Origin of the sequence: Leptospira wolffii serovar Khorat str. Khorat-H2 (assembly GCF_000306115.2) — a bacterium.
Taxonomy (GTDB): Bacteria; Spirochaetota; Leptospiria; order Leptospirales; family Leptospiraceae; genus Leptospira_B; species Leptospira_B wolffii.
This window is the reverse complement of sequence record NZ_AKWX02000007.1, coordinates 663,777-681,818: the sequence shown is the minus strand read 5'-3', so window position 1 is coordinate 681,818 and position 18,042 is coordinate 663,777. Positions and strand designations below refer to the sequence as shown.

Sequence of the window (18,042 nt, the reverse complement as noted above, 5' to 3'; positions counted from 1 at the left end):
GAAAAACAAAAACCAGTAAAAGAAGAAGGTTTCTCCATTTTTTGGAAATAATTTTCTTTTTCTTAACCCGGATCCTACTTAAGTAATAAAATACGTTCCAATATATAAAACAGAAGTCCATTCTGCTATATTTTACAAAATATCTTATTTAATAGAATATTTCTGGACATTAAAGAGAAGATATCTTTAATTGACTAAAAGGAGTTTCCATCGCATGGCAAGACAATTCAAACCGGAGACTATCGCTCTCCACGGGGGACAGGCCCCGGATCCACATACTACCTCTAGGGCGGTTCCGATCTACCAAACTACGTCCTACGTTTTCAAAGATACCGACCATGCGGCGCGACTTTTCGGTCTGCAAGAGTTCGGTAATATATACACTAGAATCGGTAACCCGACTACCGACGTATTGGAGCAAAGAGTGGCCGCTTTAGAAGGCGGAGTCGCAGCTTTAGCTACCGCTTCCGGTCAATCCGCGGAAACATTAGCTCTTTTGAATATTGTAGAATCCGGACAGGAAATCGTAGCCTCTTCTTCTCTTTACGGCGGAACCTATAACCTTCTGCATTATACTTTCCCTAAATTAGGAATCAAGGTCCATTTCGTAGACCAATCCAATCCGGAAAATTTCAAAAAAGCGATTAACGATAAGACCCGCGCAATCTTTGCGGAGACCTTAGGAAATCCTAAACTGGATACCCTGGACATCGAGGCGGTCGCAAAAATCGCCCATGAAGCGGGAGTTCCTCTTGTAATCGACAATACACTACCTTCTCCTTATCTGGTTCGTCCTATCGATCATGGTGCGGACATAGTCGTTCACTCTCTCACCAAATTCTTAGGCGGACACGGAACCTCCATAGGCGGTATCATCGTGGACTCCGGTAAATTCAACTGGGGAAACGGTAAGTTCAAAAACTTCACGGAACCGGATCCAAGCTACCACGGCTTGAAATTCTGGGATGTATTCGGTAAATTCGAACCTTTCGGAGGTGTGAATATCGCCTTTATCATCAAGGCAAGAGTGCAAGGACTCAGGGATCTCGGACCGGCTATCTCTCCATTCAACGCATTCAATATTCTGCAAGGAATCGAGACCCTGCATCTGAGGGTGACCCAACACTCCCAAAACGCCCTAAAAGTCGCGGAATTCCTTTCTAAGCATCCGAAAGTATCCTGGGTGAACTATCCGGGTCTTCCTTCCGACAAAAACTATGCGTTGGCGAAAAAATACCATACCCGCGGTCTTTTCGGGGCCATCCTAGGATTTGGAGTCAAAGGAGGAGTTCCGGAAGCAAAGAAACTCATCGACGGACTCGAACTATTCTCCTTACTCGCAAACGTAGGAGACGCTAAGTCCTTGGCGATCCATCCGGCTTCCACCACTCACCAACAGTTGAGTCCGGAAGAGCAACTTGCCTCGGGTGTGACTCCAGAATTTATCCGTCTGTCCGTCGGTCTCGAACATATAGACGATATTCTTACGGATTTGGACGAAGCACTGAAAAAGGTGTGACTTCCGACTCCTTAGGAAAAATCGTCTAATAATCGGCCACTTTCCCCTTCTCTATTCGGAATTCTCTTCCGGAGGGAGTTTGTGAGGAAAGTGGCCTAACTGTTTTGGAAGTAAAGGATGATCGATGCTCGTTCGATAGGAATCGTTGAGCCGAAAACGGCGGTCTTAGGTGATCTACGTCTGGACAACGGATCCGTTCTCTCTCCCGTCATCCTGGCTTACGAAACTTACGGAACTCTTTCTCCTAATAAAGACAACGCGATCCTGGTCTGTCATGCTCTTTCAGGCGACGCTCACGCGGCGGGTTATCATACTTCCACCGATAAGCGCCCCGGTTGGTGGGACGATTATATAGGCCCTGGAAAAGCCTTCGATACGAATCAATATTTTGTAATATCTTCCAATGTGATCGGAGGTTGCAAAGGATCCTCCGGTCCTCTTACCGTAAATCCTGTCACAGGCAAAGCTTACGGCTCCAGTTTCCCTTTCGTATCCATCAAGGATATGGTGGCGGCCCAAAAACTCTTAGTGGATCATTTGGGAATTTCCAAATTATTCTGCGTTGCCGGAGGTTCCATGGGAGGAATGCAGGCATTAGAGTGGAGTATCGCTTATCCGGATCTTTTGGATAACTGTATCATACTAGCCTCCACTGCGGAACATTCCGCGATGCAGATCGCATACAACGAAGTGGGTCGCCAGGCAATTTTATCAGATCCGAATTGGAATAATGGCCTATACGAGGATAACGCCTCTCCTCGCAAAGGATTGGCGCTCGCGAGAATGGTGGGCCATATCACCTATCTCTCGGACGATAAGATGAGGGAAAAATTCGGCAGGAATCCGCCTAGAGGTTCCCTCTTAAATTCGGATTTTGCCGTAGGAAGTTATCTTATTTACCAGGGCGAAAGTTTCGTGGATCGCTTCGATGCGAATTCTTACATATATGTGACCAAGGCCTTGGATCATTATAGCCTAGGCAAAGGAAAGGAACTCACGCGCGCATTATCTCCCGCTAAATGCAGATTCTTAGTGATCTCCTATAGTTCGGATTGGCTGTATCCCCCTTCCCAATCCAGAGAGATCGTGAAGAGTCTAGAGGCTTCCGATAAAAGGGTGATGTACGTGGAACTGAATGCCAAAGAAGGACACGATAGCTTCCTACTTCCGAACGCAAAGCAAGAGGACGTACTAAGAGGATTCCTGAATATGCCGGTGGACGAATGATCGCATCCCAAATTCTTAAAAGCGCCACTCTTAAAGAAAGACCGGACTTCGGTTATATTCTAGATGCGATCTCTCCCGGATCCAAGGTCTTAGATCTAGGGTGCGGAAACGGAGATCTCCTTTATCTTCTGAAGCAAAAAGGCATCCGAGGACAAGGCATAGAAAAGGACGAGGATGCGATCGTGGAATGCATACGCAAAGGCGTCTATGTACACCACGGAGATATAGACGAGGGATTGAGCCACCACGAAGACAAACGTTTCGATTACGTGATCCTAAACCAGACGATCCAAGAGACGAGGCATCCGGGAGAAATTATCAAGGAATGCCTGCGCATCGGTAAAAAAGTTATTTTAGTTTTTCCTAATTTCGGATATTGGGAAGTGCGATTTAAGATCCTATTCCAAGGTAAGACTCCCGTTACGGACCTGCTTCCTTATCGCTGGTTCAATACTCCGAACCTACACTTTTTATCCGTCTTGGATTTCCAGGAATTTTGCGATTTAAGAGGGTTCACTGTCGAAGACAAAGCATTCTTTACCGATTTCAAACAGGTAAAGTTTCGTCCGAATTTCTTCGCGAAATTGGCATTGTTTCAGATTAGATAGCTCAAGTCGGAAAACCGCAGGTTCCGATCGAATCAACCGACGGGAATTTTTCCCGCTCTTTCCAAAGCCTGATCTATCAGAGATTGGTACAATTCCTGAATTGCGATACCCGCCGCCTTGGCTTGTTGTGGGATCAAGCTAGTCTCGGTCATCCCGGGAAGCGTATTCGTTTCCAATACGAAAGGAATTCCGGATACTACGATAAAATCCGTCCTAGAATATCCTTCACAACCCAAGGTTTTATGAGCAAGAACCGATTGTTCCTGGATCTTCTCTATAACTTCGGCGGGCAAGCGCGCCGGCGTGATTTCTTGGGAGAGTCCCGGTTTGTATTTGGATTGCACATCGAAGAATTCTCCCCCCGGAATGATCTCGGTCGGAGGAAGCGCTTGCCATACCTTCTTTCCGGCTTCTCTTTTTTCCCAGACCCCGCAGGACACTTCGGTTCCATCTAGAAATTTCTGTAAAATGGCGTGGTCTTCGTGTTCGAAGAATTCGGGAAGCCTACGTTCCAATTCTTCCATGGTATTGATTCTAAAAGTGTGAAAGCTAGAACCTCCTTCTACAGGCTTTAGAAACAAAGGATATGTCAATCCCAGGCTTTCGACCGGAGTCGATTCGGTAAGAAATTCCTTTTTTCTCAATTCCCAGAAAGGAGCCACGGACATTCCGGCTAGTTGGAAGAGTCGATTCGCACGGATTTTGTCCATGGCAAGAGCCGAAGCCTTCACATCGGAACCTGTGAAAGGGATTCCGAGTACTTTCAAAAATCCTTGCATAGAACCGTCTTCTCCGGAGGTTCCATGGAGTCCTAAAAATACGACATCACAATCTAAAGAGGAAAACGGACCCGCGTTCACACCGTTTATTTCTTCGAATTGTCTGAGAAAGGAATCCGAGTCATTCTGTGTAGATTCAGGTAAACGGACCGAATACTCTTTCGGTATCACCCATCTTCCGTCCCTAGAAATCAGAATGGGTTTGACCGAATGTCCCATTGCGGCCAAAGTTTTACTTATGAAACTCCCCGTTCTTAGGGAAATTTCGTGTTCCGTGGAAGTTCCTCCGAATAATACCGCAATTTTCACAATGAGCCTCTTTTACCCCTTCTCTAGGATTTTTTAGGAAGAATGATTTATAGTCCGTCCCAAAGATCAGGTCATCTTCCGACAATCCGTCTCGGGCTTCAAAAGCCTGGACTTTTTAGAACAGGCTTTTATAAGAATATTCTCCTTATCCTTTTCTTCCTGTTTTTTACGGAAAGCCTATTTTCTGAATTTCCATTCAAACCTGTTTCGCCCTACCCTTCCGAATACAAACAGTTCTGGTTTCTGTACCAATCCGAAAAGAGAATGGGAGAAGAGGAACAAATCTACCGTCCGTTCTTCTCTTTCTATAAGGAAACCAAATCCAACTACCAGTACAGAACGGTCCTGTTTCCGTTCTTCTATTCGGAACAAACGGATTACTGGAGGGTTTGGACCTTTTTATTCTTCATTTCCGGAACGGAGACTTTTCACGACGATATAGGTTGGGATGAGGACACTCTTTCTCCGTTCCTAATCTGGGGCAAAGGGGATACGGCTAAGGATTCTTATTTCGGATTCTTCCCTCTATTCGGTCAGATGAGAGGGAAAGTCAGTTATTCGGAAATGAATTATATTCTTTTTCCTCTTTATTCGAACTGGAAACATAAGAATTATCAGGCGCACGGAATTCTTTGGCCTATTATCATGTGGGGAGGTTCGGAGGTTCGAAACGATCTCAGGATTTTTCCTTTCTATTCTCAAAAGATTCACAAAGGAAAGTACGAGAGGTATTCTGCCCTCTGGCCGTTCTTCCAATGGGGAAGAGTCAACCAAGACAAAAGGGAGCCGTTCTCCTACGCTATGTTCTGGCCTTTTTACCTTTCCAAAGATTCCGAATTCGGAAACATGAAAGCCAGGGCATTTTTATGGTTTCCGATTTTCGGCTCCCTATTCGGCTATGGTTACGATAAAAAAACCCAGGAAATGGATTGGAACGCACTCTTCTTTCTTTTGCAATACGGCAGAAACGACGACGAAGATTACAGAAAGTTAATTCTCTTTCCTTTTTACGGTTACTATCGCTTCGCGTATAAGGAAACCCGTTTCTTGACTCCGTTCTATTTCCGTTTGAGCACGGACAGTTATCATATCAAATCTTCCGAAACCTATTTCATTCCATTTTGGTGGAAGACGAACCGAACCTACGTGCAATGGGGAAGAGAAGAAAATTATTATAAACTCTGGCCATTCTTTCGATGGCATGAGGACAGGGATGGAAATTTAACTTGGAATCTTCTTTCCTTATTTCCGCTCAAATCGGAGACTATGGAAAGGATTTGGGACCCGGTCTGGTCCATCTTGGAATTTCAGAGTCTGTCCAACGGGGAAAAAAGACTCTCTCTCCTAATGAGATTGTACACCCAAAGATGGAGCCGGGAAGAATTTCACGTTCATATTCCGTTTTTGGTGGAATATAGCTCCACTCCGGAAAAGACCTCGTACCAATTTCTGTACGGTTTCTTCGGATTGGAAAAAGACAAGGAGAAGACCACGGTGCAGCTTCTCTGGTGGATCAGGATATAGATAGGATGATCGAAAGCATAAAAGAAAAAGTGAACGAGAACTTATACGCAGCGGGTTACACGATTCTCTTGATTGTGGAAACCTTTCTGAACCTACGATTCTCCATAGAGAAACGGAAGGAAATTCTGGATCAAATGTACATCTCGGGAGTAGGAAGTCTATTCGTGGTTTCCGTGGTGGCAGTATTTACCGGAATGCTCCTCACTTTGAATACCGGCTTGGGCCTAAAGGACTTCGGGGCGGAAGGCCAGATAGGTCTTCTTCTTACCATCACCCTCACTAGAGAAATGTCTCCTTTTATGACGGCTCTCATTCTTGCAGCATCCATTGGTTCGGCGATCGCCGCGGAGATCGGGACCATGAAAGTCTCCGAAGAAATAGACGCTCTCGAAGTGATGTCCATAGATCCGGTACGCTTTTTGGTCTTTCCGAGAGTATTAGGTTTTTCTTTAATGGTTCCCATTCTTTGCGTCTATTCCAGCACGTTAGGAATCCTAGGCGGAGCCATAGTAGGACATTTCCAATTGGGGATCGAATACATTGTTTATTTCCAGGACGTATACGAAAGAATCACCTCCATTCCCGGTTTAAAGGACTTATACACCGGTTTATTCAAGGGTTTCATATTCGGGTTGATCATTTCCTCGATTTCCTGCTCTCATGGACTCAGAACCTCCGGAGGAGCCATCGGAGTGGGAAGAGCTACCAGGGAGTCCGTGGTCACTTCCTTTCTTATGGTCATATTCTTCGGTTATGTGATCACCGCGATTTTCTACAGGCAATAATATGGAAGAATACGCGATCGAACTTATAAATCTTCATAAAGCCTTCGGAGCCCGTAAGATTCTGAAAGGTATGGATCTACAAGTGCGTAAGGGAGAGACCATGGTGGTCTTGGGCCCGTCCGGTACTGGTAAATCGGTAACTCTCAAACATATCACAGGACTCTTGGAACCGGACGCGGGAGAATGTAGGATCTTCGGTCAAAAAATTTCCCACGTTCCCGTTCCGGAGAGGGAAAAAATCCGTTCTAAAATGGGAGTTCTTTTTCAGTCGGGAGCGCTCATCAATTGGATGACCGTATTCGATAATGTGGCCCTGCCCCTACGAGAGCATAAACTATTTACCGAAGAAGAGATACAGAAGATCGTGTCCGAAAAATTGAGATTGGTGGATATGACCGTCGCCAAGGATAATTTTCCGAACGACATATCGGGCGGTATGAAGAAACGGGCCGGTCTTGCCCGAGCCATCGCCGCGAACCCGGAAATCATTCTCTACGACGAGCCTACCTCCGGACTCGATCCGGTTATGTCCAACGTGATCAACGAACTCATCCTGAGGATCAAAAAGGAAACGGGAGCGGCCCAGGTGGTAGTCACTCACGATATGTCTAGCGCTTATATGATCGCCGACCGCATTTCATTTTTTTACGGAGGTCAGGTATTATTCACCGGAACCCCGGAAGAAGTGCAGAATTCGGAGAATGAATTCATCCGTCAGTTCATTCATGGGAAGACGAAAGGCCCCATGATTCTGGAAACCAAATCGTGAAAACCCGGTCCTACCAAAGAATAGGGGTTAGAATGCCGATATTAATCCAAGGGAATTCGATCTAAGAATGAAATCGTTTCGTTACCTTCTCGTAGGAGCCATTTTCTCCGTCGCCGTAGTAGTGGTGGGATACTTTACGGTCATGACGGAAGGAGGTCCCGTGCAAAAGCGGGGAGAATTCCTAAAGATCAATTTCAAAAACTCGGAAGGAATCAAGGTGGGTAATAAGGTCACCGTCCAAGGGGTTCCTTTCGGTTACGTTTCCAATATTCGCCTCATCCAAATCAACGAAGAAGGAGCCGTTCTTCCTCCGGGAGAGGTCGGAGTCGCCACTCGCGTGGAAGTCACTATTCTTCTCAAAGAACCTGTGAGAATGTACGAAAACTACGATATCGCGATCCGTAACGAAAGTCTTCTTTCCGGTCGTGTGATTTCGATAGATCCCGGAACTTCGGAATCCACCGAAGAGGGAAAGGTAGGGCAAAGATCTTTCCAGACCGTAGATTATAAGTCGGGTCCCTTGAAAGGTAGAGTTCTCCAAGATCCTCTAGTCTCCCTCTCCGAGCTCATCGCGGAAAACCGAGGAGATATTCGTAGGACCTTCTCCAATGTTGCGGATATCACCACCAAGATCAATTCCGGTGACGGAACTCTAGGACGACTCATCAACCGGGACGATCTGCATACGAACGTGAATACTGTGCTGACGGACGCACAAATCGTTCTGAGAGAATTGCGAGAAGGTCTGGAAGATACGCGGGAACAGGCTCCAGTTACGAGCTTTATCCGCGCGGCTCTTAGCTCTTTCTAAGATTCTCTTTTTCTTGCCAAACCCCGCTTCTTCCCGGATCCTGAAACCATGTCGGCCCAAAGAATCGCAATCATAGGTACTGGAATCATGGGAAGAGGAATCGCGGATAATCTTTCCCGGTCCGGAGCTCAGCTCCGATTATTCGCTCGGAACCCGGAGAAGATCCTGGACATGAAAGGAAAGAATCGTGAGATCTTCGGAGACGTCGCCTCCGCCTCCAAAGATTCGGATATAATCGTCTTATGCCTTACCGAGGATTCGGTGGTGGAAGATGCGGTATGCAACTCAGGACTTTTGGAATCCGATCCCAAATTCGTCATCGATATGGGAACCACTTCTCCCGAACTTACCCTAAAACTACATGATATTTTCCTAAAGCGAGGGATCCGTTTTCTGGACGCTCCCATGACAGGATCCAAAAACGCGGCCAGAGACGGGCAGATTCTATTTATGGTGGGAGCTCCGTCCCAAGAAGACATTTCGGAAATCCGATTCGTATTCGAAGTATGCGGTAAGAATGTAGTCTATTGCGGAAACATAGGCGACGGCCAAAGGGCGAAAATCGCATTGAATATGGTTCAGGCCGGAATTTTCCAGATCTATATGGAAGGATTCTCCTTGGCCGAAGCTCAAGGGATTTCTCCTGAAATCTTGAAATCCATCTTGGAACAATCCGCCGCCAAATCGGGAATTTCAGAATTCAAATTTCCTTTCGTATTCTCCGGAAATTACGAAACCCATTTCGCCCTAAAGAATATGTACAAGGATCTGAAACACGCTCTCGCTTCGGCCGAGCATTCCGGTACAAAACTTCCCTTGGTCTCTCATTTAGGAGAAATTTACGAATCCGGAATGCTCCAAGGACTAGGAGAAAAGGATTATTGCAGCCTAAACGAAGTCACTGCGAAGATACCTCCGGCCAAAGAATCTTCTCGATAATTCCGTTTCCGGACTCGTCCATCCTGAGCTGGATTTTAGCCCCGGGAGTCCTAAGTCTATCCTCGAATTCCTTGGCGGAGGCTTCCGGAACGAAGTATTTATGGTAGGGAAAATCGAAATAATCTCCGTTACATTCTCCCCTTACGTAAGTCCAGCATCCGGAGTCTTTTAGGGACTCCGGGTTGCAATCCGGTATGGAAATAGTTTCGTAGGCGCTTGGCTCCCTATCTTGGAAACAAACGCAAGATTCTCTCTTGGACTTTTTCGGTTTAGGAATCTCAGTGGGATCCGCAGATGCAGTCTCCGCAGTCTGGCATCCTCGTTCGGAAAATTCTCCCTCTACTCTAAATCGAATATACTGCCCTGAAAGTAAATCCCTAGGATCGTAACCCGAAATCGGAAGAATTAGAATCTTGCCTCTGCGCAGATCCATTTCCCGATCGATTACCATCGAAGCGAGAACCGCAATCGGCACTAAAAATGCGATGATAGACGCATAAAAACGATTCATGCTTCGTCCTCCAAAGGAAAGAGAAGGTTCGCTTTCTCTCGAATCTTTTCCTTTAATTTAAAGAATAGAATGCTAAAGCCTAAGATCAATATTCCCGAAACGATAAGTCCTATGCCGGTTTCCAAGAGGCTTCCGAATACTTCCAAATAAACCGCGACAAATCTAAGCCCCAGAACGAATAAAGAAAGATCGAACCATCTCCTGGACTCAAAGAATAAAAACGCGAATGGTAACCAAGCTCCGAAGAAATAAACCGCAGACGGCAATTTACCGTGCCAATGTGTAAGATTCGGAAAATTCAACAGGCTCAGAAATACTCCGGAAAGGAAGAGTAGGAACAATTTCCGTTTGGAAAAACGGGTTCTAAAAAGAACGCCTAGTCCTAAAAGCAAAACGGGGAGTAGAAAAGGCAAATACCAAGAATGTAAAATATTGGGATTCGAAAAACTGCGGAAATCTTCCAAATATTCCTCTCTCTGAGTCGCATAACTTCCCCAAATCGAAGCGACCAGAAAATAACCGAAAGCCCAAAGAAGAAAAGGATTACTCATTAAGAAATTTTGATTTTCCTTCGTTTCCATTCTTTTTTCCGCAAAGATGGAGATCGCGGAAAAGATCCAGGCAAACCAATAGATCGCCAGACTGAGGAAATATTCCTCTTCCTTCCATTCCAAGTCCGCTCCGGAAAGAATCCAACTAAAGAAAGAGAAACTGAATACGGAAATCCAAAGATGCTGTAAAACCTTGCCGGGAAAGAGAATCACCAGTAAAATCGTAATGCCGCTCCAAAGCAGGAGTCCTTGGTATAATTTCCCTTGGGTATGATATACCTGGGATATGAGTCCTATATTCGCGAAAAGCAATACGGAGAATAATAAAACCAGCAGATAACGGATCGTATCGTTCCAGATTCCTTTTCTACCGGAATACAGAATAAGAAAGCCGATCGCAAAGAGACTCGCAAAGGCCACGAACAGTTTTAAGGAATAATGAATCTTATCCCAATTGGCCGCGACAATCGCAAGCACGCCTAACCCTAAAACGACGATCCCTACCGCCAGAAAAGAATAGAATGCATAAGGGACTCGCTTGGAGTTTTCGAAATGCAAGATGGCTTCGGACTGATCTTTACTGATGAGTCCGGATTCCACCCAGATCTGCAGTTTTTTCTTCCAATTCATGGACCGTCTTTATCCTTGAGAATTCGAAAACGGTCAACTCGGTTTCAAAATGACTTGTCGAATCACAGGTTACCGCCAATTTGGAAAACGATTCGGGATGTAGCGCAGTGGTAGCGCACTTCGTTCGGGACGAAGGGGTCGCTGGTTCAAGTCCAGTCATCCCGATATCGATTCTTCTTTATTTTTCTTCCGGTAAGTAAGAGGAAATCTTCGCCTTATATCTATCTCTGAAAAAAGCCTCTTTCTTCGGAGCCTTGATTCCGGATTCTTTCAGTCTTCTCTCGTTTTCCGAAATTCTCTCCTCATCCAACGGGTGGGAGCTCAAGTATTTTCCGAGAGGTAGATTCTCCTCCGACTCTCCCATATGTTCCTTCTTCCAAACCTGGATATCCGAGAAGAATTTCGCGATGGCTCCCGGATAATACGGAGTGGATCGGATATATTCGAAACCGAAATGATCGGCCTCCTCTTCTGCGGAGCGACTATTGGCAAGTCCCACGATTCCCGAAGAAAATCCCGCGATATCCGACGCGTGTTCCGCCATATCCGGTCCCAGAACGTAAGAAAGCACTGTGTATAAGATAAAATACAGAGTGATATTAAAGGACAATTGCTTGGTAGAATGTCTTTTTTCAGCGTGTGCGATTTCGTGAGCGAGAATTCCGGCTAAGGTCGCCTCGTCGTCCACGAAACGAAGCAGCCCCGTATAAACGAATATATATCCCCCGGGAGCGCAGACCGCATTGATGGTTTGGTCGTCATCGATTACGGTTACCTTATACGGAAACACCTCCTTATAACGAATTTCAGGAGATTTCAAGACACGATCCGTAATGGATTGCACGTATTTTCGTAGGCCTTCGCTCTTGAATTCCTTGGTTCCATGCTCCCCACGGATTGCGCCTTGGTAATATTGTTTTCCCAGAAATTCGTCTATCTCCAAGGGAAAGAACGAATCGACCATCCAGCCGCAGTTTGTGAGACTAAAGGAGAATAAGAACAGGAATAGAATTCGACGGATCTTTTTTTTCATTCTAATTCAATCGCTGCTAAGTACAATCTCATAACCGCCGTAGGAGCGAATATTGATCACTCCGCTTTCGAAAAGAAGGTATTGTCCCTTGATTCCCAATAATTTGGAGTCTATCTCCGTTTCCTTTTCGGGATTGAAAGACTTGGATTTTTTAGGATATTCTAATATTGGATATTTTAACTTGGTGGGAACGGTTTCTTCGACTTCCGTATACGGCACTCCTAGATCCCAAGACTCCAGGATTTCCAATAATTCCTTTTTCTTTGCGGGAAGATCGAAAGGTTCCGAATCCTCTGTCACCATCTTTTGCCATTTGGTCTTATCGTCTATGACCGAAGTGAATTCCTTCTCTATGAGTCCCGCGTCCCTCCTATAGTTCACTTCCAAGAGAGGAACCGCTTCCTGCGCACCTTGGTCCACCCAACGATTCGAAACGGGCTTCTCTCTGGTGATTCCCACTTTCAGTCCGCTCGTATTGGCCAGATAGACGGTATGCTTTTGAAAGCAGTATCCTTCTCCCCATTCCGGCTCTCTGCAGGTTCCTAAATGAAAATGGCAGGTCTCGGGACGGAGAATACAGAGATCATTCTGCGCCAGAGTCTGAAAACATTGGAAGCAACTTCCCTGGTTGAAACTTTTGCTCGTGATTTTTCCGCAATGGACGCATCGGATCTTGCCGGTAAATTCCAATTTTACCCTCTTGCCTACTAGATCGTTCATCCTAAATGTAGCGGCGACTTCCTTGGCTTCCTGTTTCCCGGAATCTCCGGAGGCATATTCCGCAGTCACCCAAACGTATTCCACGGGGTCTAGACCGGAATGGTCCATCATTCGCAAGAATCCCCGGGAGATTTCTTTCATGGGAAAAAGTATTCCTTACCACCTAAAGGCCGCAACTGAGAATCCACTTTTACAGAAAGAATAGTACTGATTTCCTGTCCCTTCCAATCGAATACTACGATCCTATCTCCGAAAGAATAATGGCTGATTCTTCCGTCCGTATGGTAGAATATTCTAAGATCCGGCGAGCCGTTCCTTCCCGGTACGGATAGAACTCCTTTACCTGCGAGGGTATGCCCTTCATACCATTTTCCTACAAGTTCCGCTTCCGGACCGGAATCCTTGGCCTCTACCGTAGAGACTCTAAGCCAAGAACAACGAAACTCTCCCTCCAATTCCGGAAAAGTATCCTCACAGGGACTTTCCTTTAGTCGGATTTCCTGATCGAAGTTCGCCCCTCTTCGGACGCTCTGCGCGATCTTCGCAAAAGCGTAATATTTCAATCTTCCCAATACTTCTTTCAAACCGTATTCTTTCCATTCCGCGGATAGGGATAGAATCGGAGAAAAGAATAACAAGAGCGAGAGAATGCTCCAAATTCTAATATTCATATGTATCTATTCGAACTTTTCGGATTTAGCCTTAGTAGAGCAGATACTTTTCTATCTGCTTATTGGTTGCGGATTCCGTTTCCGCATAAGTTTTCCTAAATTCTTCGTAGGTTTTTCCCGCGTCCACGGATTCCCGGAATTTTTCCGTTCCCCAAAGGAAATCTATATTATGCGACCCGTCCGCATACTGTCTCCACTTAAAGTCTTTGTAATGCTTTTTCAGAATGGAGGTTAGGTTATAAGCCATACGGATCGGATCGTATTTCTTATTTACTACGGTGAGTCTTAGCCCTCTACAAATCTCTCCCTTAAAAGGGCCGAAAGTAGGTTTGAAGAATACGCTCTGGTAATAATAATCCCCGTTGCTATCCTCGTTTAGTTCGCTAATCACCGATTCCGGTTCGTTCATCCAAGGAGCTCCGAAATAGATGAAAGGAGCCTGAGTTCCCCTTCCTACGGAAACGTTGACTCCTTCTAATAATACGAGCCCCAGATAATTTCTGGCCGCATCCAAGACGGGAAGATTCGGGGAAGGAGTAGACCATGGAATTCCGTCCTTCTCCCAATCGAATCCTCTCTTCAGGTTCGTAGGGGAAACGATATCCAATTTTACTTTGCCGGAAAGATATTCTCCGTTGTAGAAGGCGGCAGCTTCTCCCAGAGTCATACCCGTGAAGAATAGGGAGGGAAATTCTCCCGCGAAATTCAGGAATTTCTTTTGTATCCCTTCTCCCCTCGCGCCCAGATATAAGGCGGGATTGGGATGATCCAAAACGATGAAACGGGTATTCGGATCCGGAAGATTGTCCATCAATCGTTTGAGTACGCTCAAATAAGTATAACAGCGCATTCCCATATCCACCACGTCGAATACGATCGCATCGGCTCCTTTTAATATAGCGGGAATCTCGGAATTCTTTACTTTATAAATATGATAAATCGGTAATTGAAACGTTTCGTCTACTGTAACGGGTGACTTACTAAAGTCCTCTTCCAAACCCAGAAAGCCGTGTTCTAGTCCGATCAGATGCTTGATTTTGACTTTCTTATCCTTGAATTCCTTCAGGATCTTTTCCGGATGTCTGCCGATTCCGGAAGGATTCGTAACAAGTACGACATTTTTGCCGGCGAGAGTCGGTAATACTTCTTCATAAAAGGAAACTTCGGCCGGGATGATTTTAGATTTGGAAATATGACGTCTGGATGATGCTTCCGCGCAAGAGTCGGAGCATATTGTCAGAAAAAAAATGAGTAAAGTTAGGATTTTTTTGTTTCTTTCTTTGAACCGCATGTAAGATACCTTATTTGTTCAGTAAATAGACAGAATTCAATTCATCAAGGAGAAAAAGGAAGCGATATGGCAAAGCTGCCCATCCTGCGGTTCACCGCTCTCACACTCATACTAGGTTTCACTTTTGCATGCGCAACCGGTAGCAGTACCGGCCGTAAAAAAAAGGAAGAATATACTCGCGAAGGCAATACGATCACCGTCTTAGGAGAGGCTCCCATCTACAACGGCGATAAGGCCAACGCAAAACAAAGAGCCATCAAAGACGCGAAGATCAACGCGGTTCGTAAAGTCGTCGGAGAGGAGATCTCCAACAAAAGCCAAGCCTCCGACGGAGAAAGCTTGGGCTCTAGTCTACTTTCCAAGACCGATGCATTCGTAAAGACCTACGATATCGTGGACGAGGCGGAAGGTAAAATAGATACCCAACCGATTTTAAAACTCACCGTTCGTTGCACGATCGAAGAAACCAAACTTTCGACCGCAGTAGAGTCTCTGCTCGCGGACGTTGGTAATCCTAGACTCGTGGTTTTGATCCCTTCCGTTGTTGGCGGAACTCCTGTTCCTCCACTGAGCGCGAATAATATCGCGGAAGCAGAGGTCATCAAGGCTTTGAAAAAAGCGGGAAACAAAATCGTAGATCCGAGTACCGCTTCTAAAACCGTAAAACCTTCCGGAGTCAATGCGGATGCGATCGGCGGTTTGGATGCGGGTTCTCCTATCATCGCCCAAGCCCAAGCTTCCGGTGCGGAGGTCCTGATTGTAGGAACCGTTGAAACCGAAGACCAAGGCCAGATTTCCAATATAGGCGGTAAAAACTTGGATCGTCCGATCTTCAGTACTGCGGCAACCGGATCCTACAAGGTAGTCCTACTTTGGGGAGACGGTAAGATCGTGGATACCGGAACCGGAGACGGAAGAGGAGCGGACATCACCCAAAAAGTTTCCCGCGAGAAAGCGGTCGCTGCTTGGGCGGAAAGCGTAACCAAGAAGGTAAGCAAACAATTAAAAGAAGAATGGTTCAATCTCACAGAGAATAACACCATCATTCTGAAATTTACCGGATTGAACGCAGACGAAGCCACCAAGTTCAAGGACGATCTCACCGAATTGACTGCGGCTAAAGATATCAATATCAGAACCTCAGACGTGAACGGATCCGAATGGGAAGTCACCTACCCCGGAAAAGACGCTCTCTTCATGGACGAGTTGGTATACAAGAAGGATAGAGGTTTCTCTTTCTTGGCTAGTAAGAAACTAAACGTAAAATCCGCTTCGAGAGGAGTGGTATCCTTGGAATTCACTCCGAATAAATAATCGGTTTCGAATCCGAAAAGAAGGAGGCCGGCGAGAATTTCGTCGGCCTTTTTTATTTATTTCCCGGCTACCTTCAAAGCCTTTTCGTATTCGGATTCGTATTTTAAGAAACTTTGCCAGAATTTGGGAACGGTTTCCTTATACAATTTGGAAACCAATATATCCAGATGGGAATGCCATCCGGCGGAAACCAAAAGCTTATCGTTATCCTTCTTCAATTTATGATGTCTTACTGTTAGAAGAACGTCCTCTCCCTTTTCGATCAATTCGAAACTCACCTCCGAATCCGGATACCAAGTAAAACTTAAGAATCGAGGTGGATCGATTTCAGTAATCGTTTCCTCGCCGCTGATTCCGTTTTCCATGGCCTTGAATCGATCCGGATAAGTCTTCTCATCCGAAAGAGAAGAATGCAGAAAGTTTAATTCCACCTTCCCTCCTACTCTCATCTCCATATTTCCTTTGGCGAGCCAGGTTCCCCTTTTCTCGGAATCGGTTAGGTATTCCCAAACTGTCTGTATCGGTCCGGGTAATAATCTTTCGAAACGCACTTCGCTGTCGGATACGAAAGTACCGTAATTCTTATTAATGGATAGATTCTTCATGCTATCTCTTCTCCTTCCTCATTTTATTGGCTCTCAATTCCTTTTCCAAGGCGTCCAATCTTCCTTCCCAGAAATTCTTGGCTCGATCCAGCCAGTCTTGGATCTCTTTCCAACCTCTATAGTCCAGGGAATGGATCCTACGTTGCCCATCCACTCTAGCCTGGATCAAATGGCAATCTCTCAAAACTTTCAGGTGCTGGGAGATCGCGGCTTGGCTAATATCGAAATGCCCTGCAATTTCACCCGCCCCCAATTCCCCTTCGAACAATAGTTCTAAGATCTTACGCCTTGTTGGATCTGCGATCGCATCTAATGCTTGCATGATCGAATATTAAATCCGTCACTTATATAAGTCAATACTTAAATAAATAAAACAACTATCCCCATCCAAAATTTTTTTCAGGATCGAAGCGAAGGGAATGAAAGAAAAACTCAGATTTAACGGAGTAAAAACTGAAATACGTAGGTATTTTGAGGATCCAATTGCTTGGTTTTGCAGAAATAAAAACGGTTCTTGTCTTTATCCTTCAGATAATATGCGGTTTCAGTTAGGTAGGCATAATTCTCAATGATTGCGGGATGCTTGGTATTATATCCGTCAGAGAGCATGGTTCCTCCGAACAGAGATAATTCTAAGTAGGATTCCGCTGTTTGCCACTCCGCTCTGTCAAGATAAATGGTCGCGATCTTCCATTCCACATCGTGGAATCCGGCAACTAAAATGACCTCGTCTTTTTTTCGGATTCCGTCTTGTAAGTCGATTTCATTCTGAATGCGCTTATATAGATCCAAATAGAAAGCAAGTAGCTTATCTTCCTTACCCCTATTTCCCAGACTCCAATACCAGGACTTCGCATATAATTCCCTTAACGTTAAATCTTTTTCGTATTTCGTTACCAAGGTTTGCAGGGATGTCCTGACTTCCTGGAATTTTCTGGCTTGGTAATCCGCATTTGCCTTATCCCAGATTTTCTGGTTTTGTTTCAGGAAATTTTCATGGGCAATGTAAGAAGGAGAAGTTTCTAAGAATCGAGTAACTGAAAAACCGCCTCTACTCGCCACCGCCGAGGGGTGATACGGGCTTTTGGTATCCGAGCAATCTATCGTAATCGAATTATCGGACTCGGATGTCGACTTTCTTTCCGAATCTGCTGTCGCACAGTGTAATTCCAATAGTATCGCTAAGATGAGGAGGCTACGAATCATTCCATTATCCTTTCGGGAAAAGATGCCTCGGAATTTTCACGAAAGGACGGAATAGAGTCAAGCTAAATCGTTCTCTTCGAAATCTATATACTTATCGGATAAAAATAGGACCGGAATTTTTTGTAAGAATCGGTCCTTCTTTTTTACCGGTCCTATTTAGAAATATCCAATTTAGACGAATATGTATTAGAAGAGTTTCGAACTCTTCTAATACGTCGGGATATAAAAAAGCCACCGGAA

19 protein-coding genes and 1 tRNA gene are annotated in these 18,042 nt (G+C 45.3%); 10 read left to right on the top strand and 10 right to left on the bottom strand.

Annotated elements, in window-relative coordinates:
- The first annotated feature begins 214 nt into the window (after window positions 1–214).
- The 3 genes from LEP1GSC061_RS07420 (at window position 215) to metW (ending at window position 3,354) form a co-directional block, all read left to right on the top strand.
- Window positions 215–1,519 (top strand): O-acetylhomoserine aminocarboxypropyltransferase/cysteine synthase family protein, encoded by a 1,305-nt coding sequence (locus LEP1GSC061_RS07420; protein ID WP_016544931.1) that lies wholly within the window; start codon window positions 215–217, stop codon window positions 1,517–1,519.
- Window positions 1,520–1,636: 117 nt separating this feature from the next.
- A complete protein-coding gene (gene metX / locus LEP1GSC061_RS07415; protein WP_016544280.1) occupies window positions 1,637–2,746 on the top strand; it encodes a homoserine O-acetyltransferase MetX in 1,110 nt (369 codons plus the stop codon).
- Complete coding sequence (gene metW / locus LEP1GSC061_RS07410; protein ID WP_016544399.1) at window positions 2,743–3,354, top strand: methionine biosynthesis protein MetW; 612 nt, start codon at window positions 2,743–2,745, stop codon at window positions 3,352–3,354. The genes metX and metW overlap by 4 nt, the downstream gene beginning before the upstream one ends.
- Before the next feature lie 32 nt (window positions 3,355–3,386).
- Here the strand turns inward: metW and LEP1GSC061_RS07405 are convergent, their stop codons facing one another.
- Window positions 3,387–4,445 (bottom strand): D-alanine--D-alanine ligase, encoded by a 1,059-nt coding sequence (locus LEP1GSC061_RS07405; protein WP_040508123.1) that lies wholly within the window; start codon window positions 4,443–4,445, stop codon window positions 3,387–3,389.
- A 261-nt stretch (window positions 4,446–4,706) separates the two neighbouring features.
- Between LEP1GSC061_RS07405 and LEP1GSC061_RS07400 the strand changes: the two genes are divergently transcribed.
- From LEP1GSC061_RS07400 to LEP1GSC061_RS07380, 5 genes are all read left to right on the top strand, one after another.
- Window positions 4,707–5,966 carry a hypothetical protein gene (locus tag LEP1GSC061_RS07400; RefSeq protein WP_375517768.1) on the top strand — a complete coding sequence of 420 codons (1,260 nt, stop codon included), beginning with the start codon at window positions 4,707–4,709 and terminating at the stop codon, window positions 5,964–5,966.
- Between the two features lie 5 nt (window positions 5,967–5,971).
- Window positions 5,972–6,751, top strand: a complete 780-nt coding sequence (locus tag LEP1GSC061_RS07395; RefSeq protein WP_016544679.1) for an MlaE family ABC transporter permease — start codon at window positions 5,972–5,974, stop codon at window positions 6,749–6,751.
- 1 nt (window position 6,752) lies between these two features.
- Window positions 6,753–7,520, top strand: a complete 768-nt coding sequence (locus LEP1GSC061_RS07390) for an ABC transporter ATP-binding protein (RefSeq protein ID WP_016544793.1) — start codon at window positions 6,753–6,755, stop codon at window positions 7,518–7,520.
- Between the two features lie 67 nt (window positions 7,521–7,587).
- On the top strand, window positions 7,588–8,331 hold the full coding sequence (mce, locus tag LEP1GSC061_RS07385; protein WP_016544940.1) for a mammalian cell entry protein Mce: 744 nt from the start codon (window positions 7,588–7,590) through the stop codon (window positions 8,329–8,331).
- Window positions 8,332–8,379: 48 nt separating this feature from the next.
- Window positions 8,380–9,270, top strand: a complete 891-nt coding sequence (locus LEP1GSC061_RS07380) for an NAD(P)-dependent oxidoreductase (protein WP_016544373.1) — start codon at window positions 8,380–8,382, stop codon at window positions 9,268–9,270.
- Here the strand turns inward: LEP1GSC061_RS07380 and LEP1GSC061_RS07375 are convergent.
- Together LEP1GSC061_RS07375 and LEP1GSC061_RS07370 are read right to left on the bottom strand one after the other, a co-directional pair.
- Complete coding sequence (locus LEP1GSC061_RS07375) at window positions 9,230–9,781, bottom strand: GDYXXLXY domain-containing protein (RefSeq protein WP_016544265.1); 552 nt, start codon at window positions 9,779–9,781, stop codon at window positions 9,230–9,232. The genes LEP1GSC061_RS07380 and LEP1GSC061_RS07375 overlap by 41 nt on opposite strands.
- A complete protein-coding gene (locus tag LEP1GSC061_RS07370) occupies window positions 9,778–10,962 on the bottom strand; it encodes a DUF2157 domain-containing protein (protein ID WP_016544431.1) in 1,185 nt (394 codons plus the stop codon). The genes LEP1GSC061_RS07375 and LEP1GSC061_RS07370 overlap by 4 nt, the downstream gene beginning before the upstream one ends.
- A 93-nt stretch (window positions 10,963–11,055) precedes the next feature.
- Between LEP1GSC061_RS07370 and LEP1GSC061_RS07365 the strand changes: the two genes are divergently transcribed.
- Window positions 11,056–11,127: transfer RNA gene (locus tag LEP1GSC061_RS07365), tRNA-Pro, on the top strand.
- 13 nt (window positions 11,128–11,140) lie between these two features.
- Here LEP1GSC061_RS07365 and LEP1GSC061_RS07360 read toward each other — a convergent pair.
- Genes LEP1GSC061_RS07360 through LEP1GSC061_RS07345 form a run of 4 tightly spaced genes read right to left on the bottom strand, consistent with a single transcriptional unit; the run spans window position 11,141 to window position 14,677 of the window.
- A complete protein-coding gene (locus LEP1GSC061_RS07360) occupies window positions 11,141–11,995 on the bottom strand; it encodes a M48 family metalloprotease (RefSeq protein ID WP_016544848.1) in 855 nt (284 codons plus the stop codon).
- A gap of 6 nt (window positions 11,996–12,001) precedes the next feature.
- Entirely contained in the window at window positions 12,002–12,856 is an 855-nt protein-coding gene (locus tag LEP1GSC061_RS07355; RefSeq protein ID WP_016544675.1) for a DUF2797 domain-containing protein, read from the bottom strand.
- Window positions 12,853–13,386: a hypothetical protein gene (locus tag LEP1GSC061_RS07350; RefSeq protein ID WP_016545050.1), complete on the bottom strand. Its 534-nt coding sequence runs from the start codon at window positions 13,384–13,386 to the stop codon at window positions 12,853–12,855. The genes LEP1GSC061_RS07355 and LEP1GSC061_RS07350 overlap by 4 nt, the downstream gene beginning before the upstream one ends.
- Before the next feature lie 31 nt (window positions 13,387–13,417).
- A complete protein-coding gene (locus tag LEP1GSC061_RS07345) occupies window positions 13,418–14,677 on the bottom strand; it encodes an exo-beta-N-acetylmuramidase NamZ family protein (RefSeq protein ID WP_016544945.1) in 1,260 nt (419 codons plus the stop codon).
- A 66-nt stretch (window positions 14,678–14,743) separates the two neighbouring features.
- On the opposite strand from LEP1GSC061_RS07345, the gene LEP1GSC061_RS07340 reads away from it, so the two are divergent.
- Window positions 14,744–15,991 carry a lipoprotein LipL46 gene (locus LEP1GSC061_RS07340; RefSeq protein WP_016544381.1) on the top strand — a complete coding sequence of 416 codons (1,248 nt, stop codon included), beginning with the start codon at window positions 14,744–14,746 and terminating at the stop codon, window positions 15,989–15,991.
- Between the two features lie 56 nt (window positions 15,992–16,047).
- On the opposite strand, the gene LEP1GSC061_RS07335 is transcribed toward LEP1GSC061_RS07340, so the two are convergent.
- The 3 genes from LEP1GSC061_RS07335 to LEP1GSC061_RS07325 form a co-directional block, all read right to left on the bottom strand.
- Window positions 16,048–16,596 (bottom strand): SRPBCC family protein, encoded by a 549-nt coding sequence (locus LEP1GSC061_RS07335; RefSeq protein ID WP_016544255.1) that lies wholly within the window; start codon window positions 16,594–16,596, stop codon window positions 16,048–16,050.
- Between the two features lies 1 nt (window position 16,597).
- A complete protein-coding gene (locus LEP1GSC061_RS07330) occupies window positions 16,598–16,918 on the bottom strand; it encodes an ArsR/SmtB family transcription factor (protein ID WP_016544659.1) in 321 nt (106 codons plus the stop codon).
- 116 nt (window positions 16,919–17,034) lie between these two features.
- Window positions 17,035–17,802 carry a hypothetical protein gene (locus LEP1GSC061_RS07325; protein ID WP_016544513.1) on the bottom strand — a complete coding sequence of 256 codons (768 nt, stop codon included), beginning with the start codon at window positions 17,800–17,802 and terminating at the stop codon, window positions 17,035–17,037.
- Window positions 17,803–18,042: the final 240 nt, after the last annotated feature.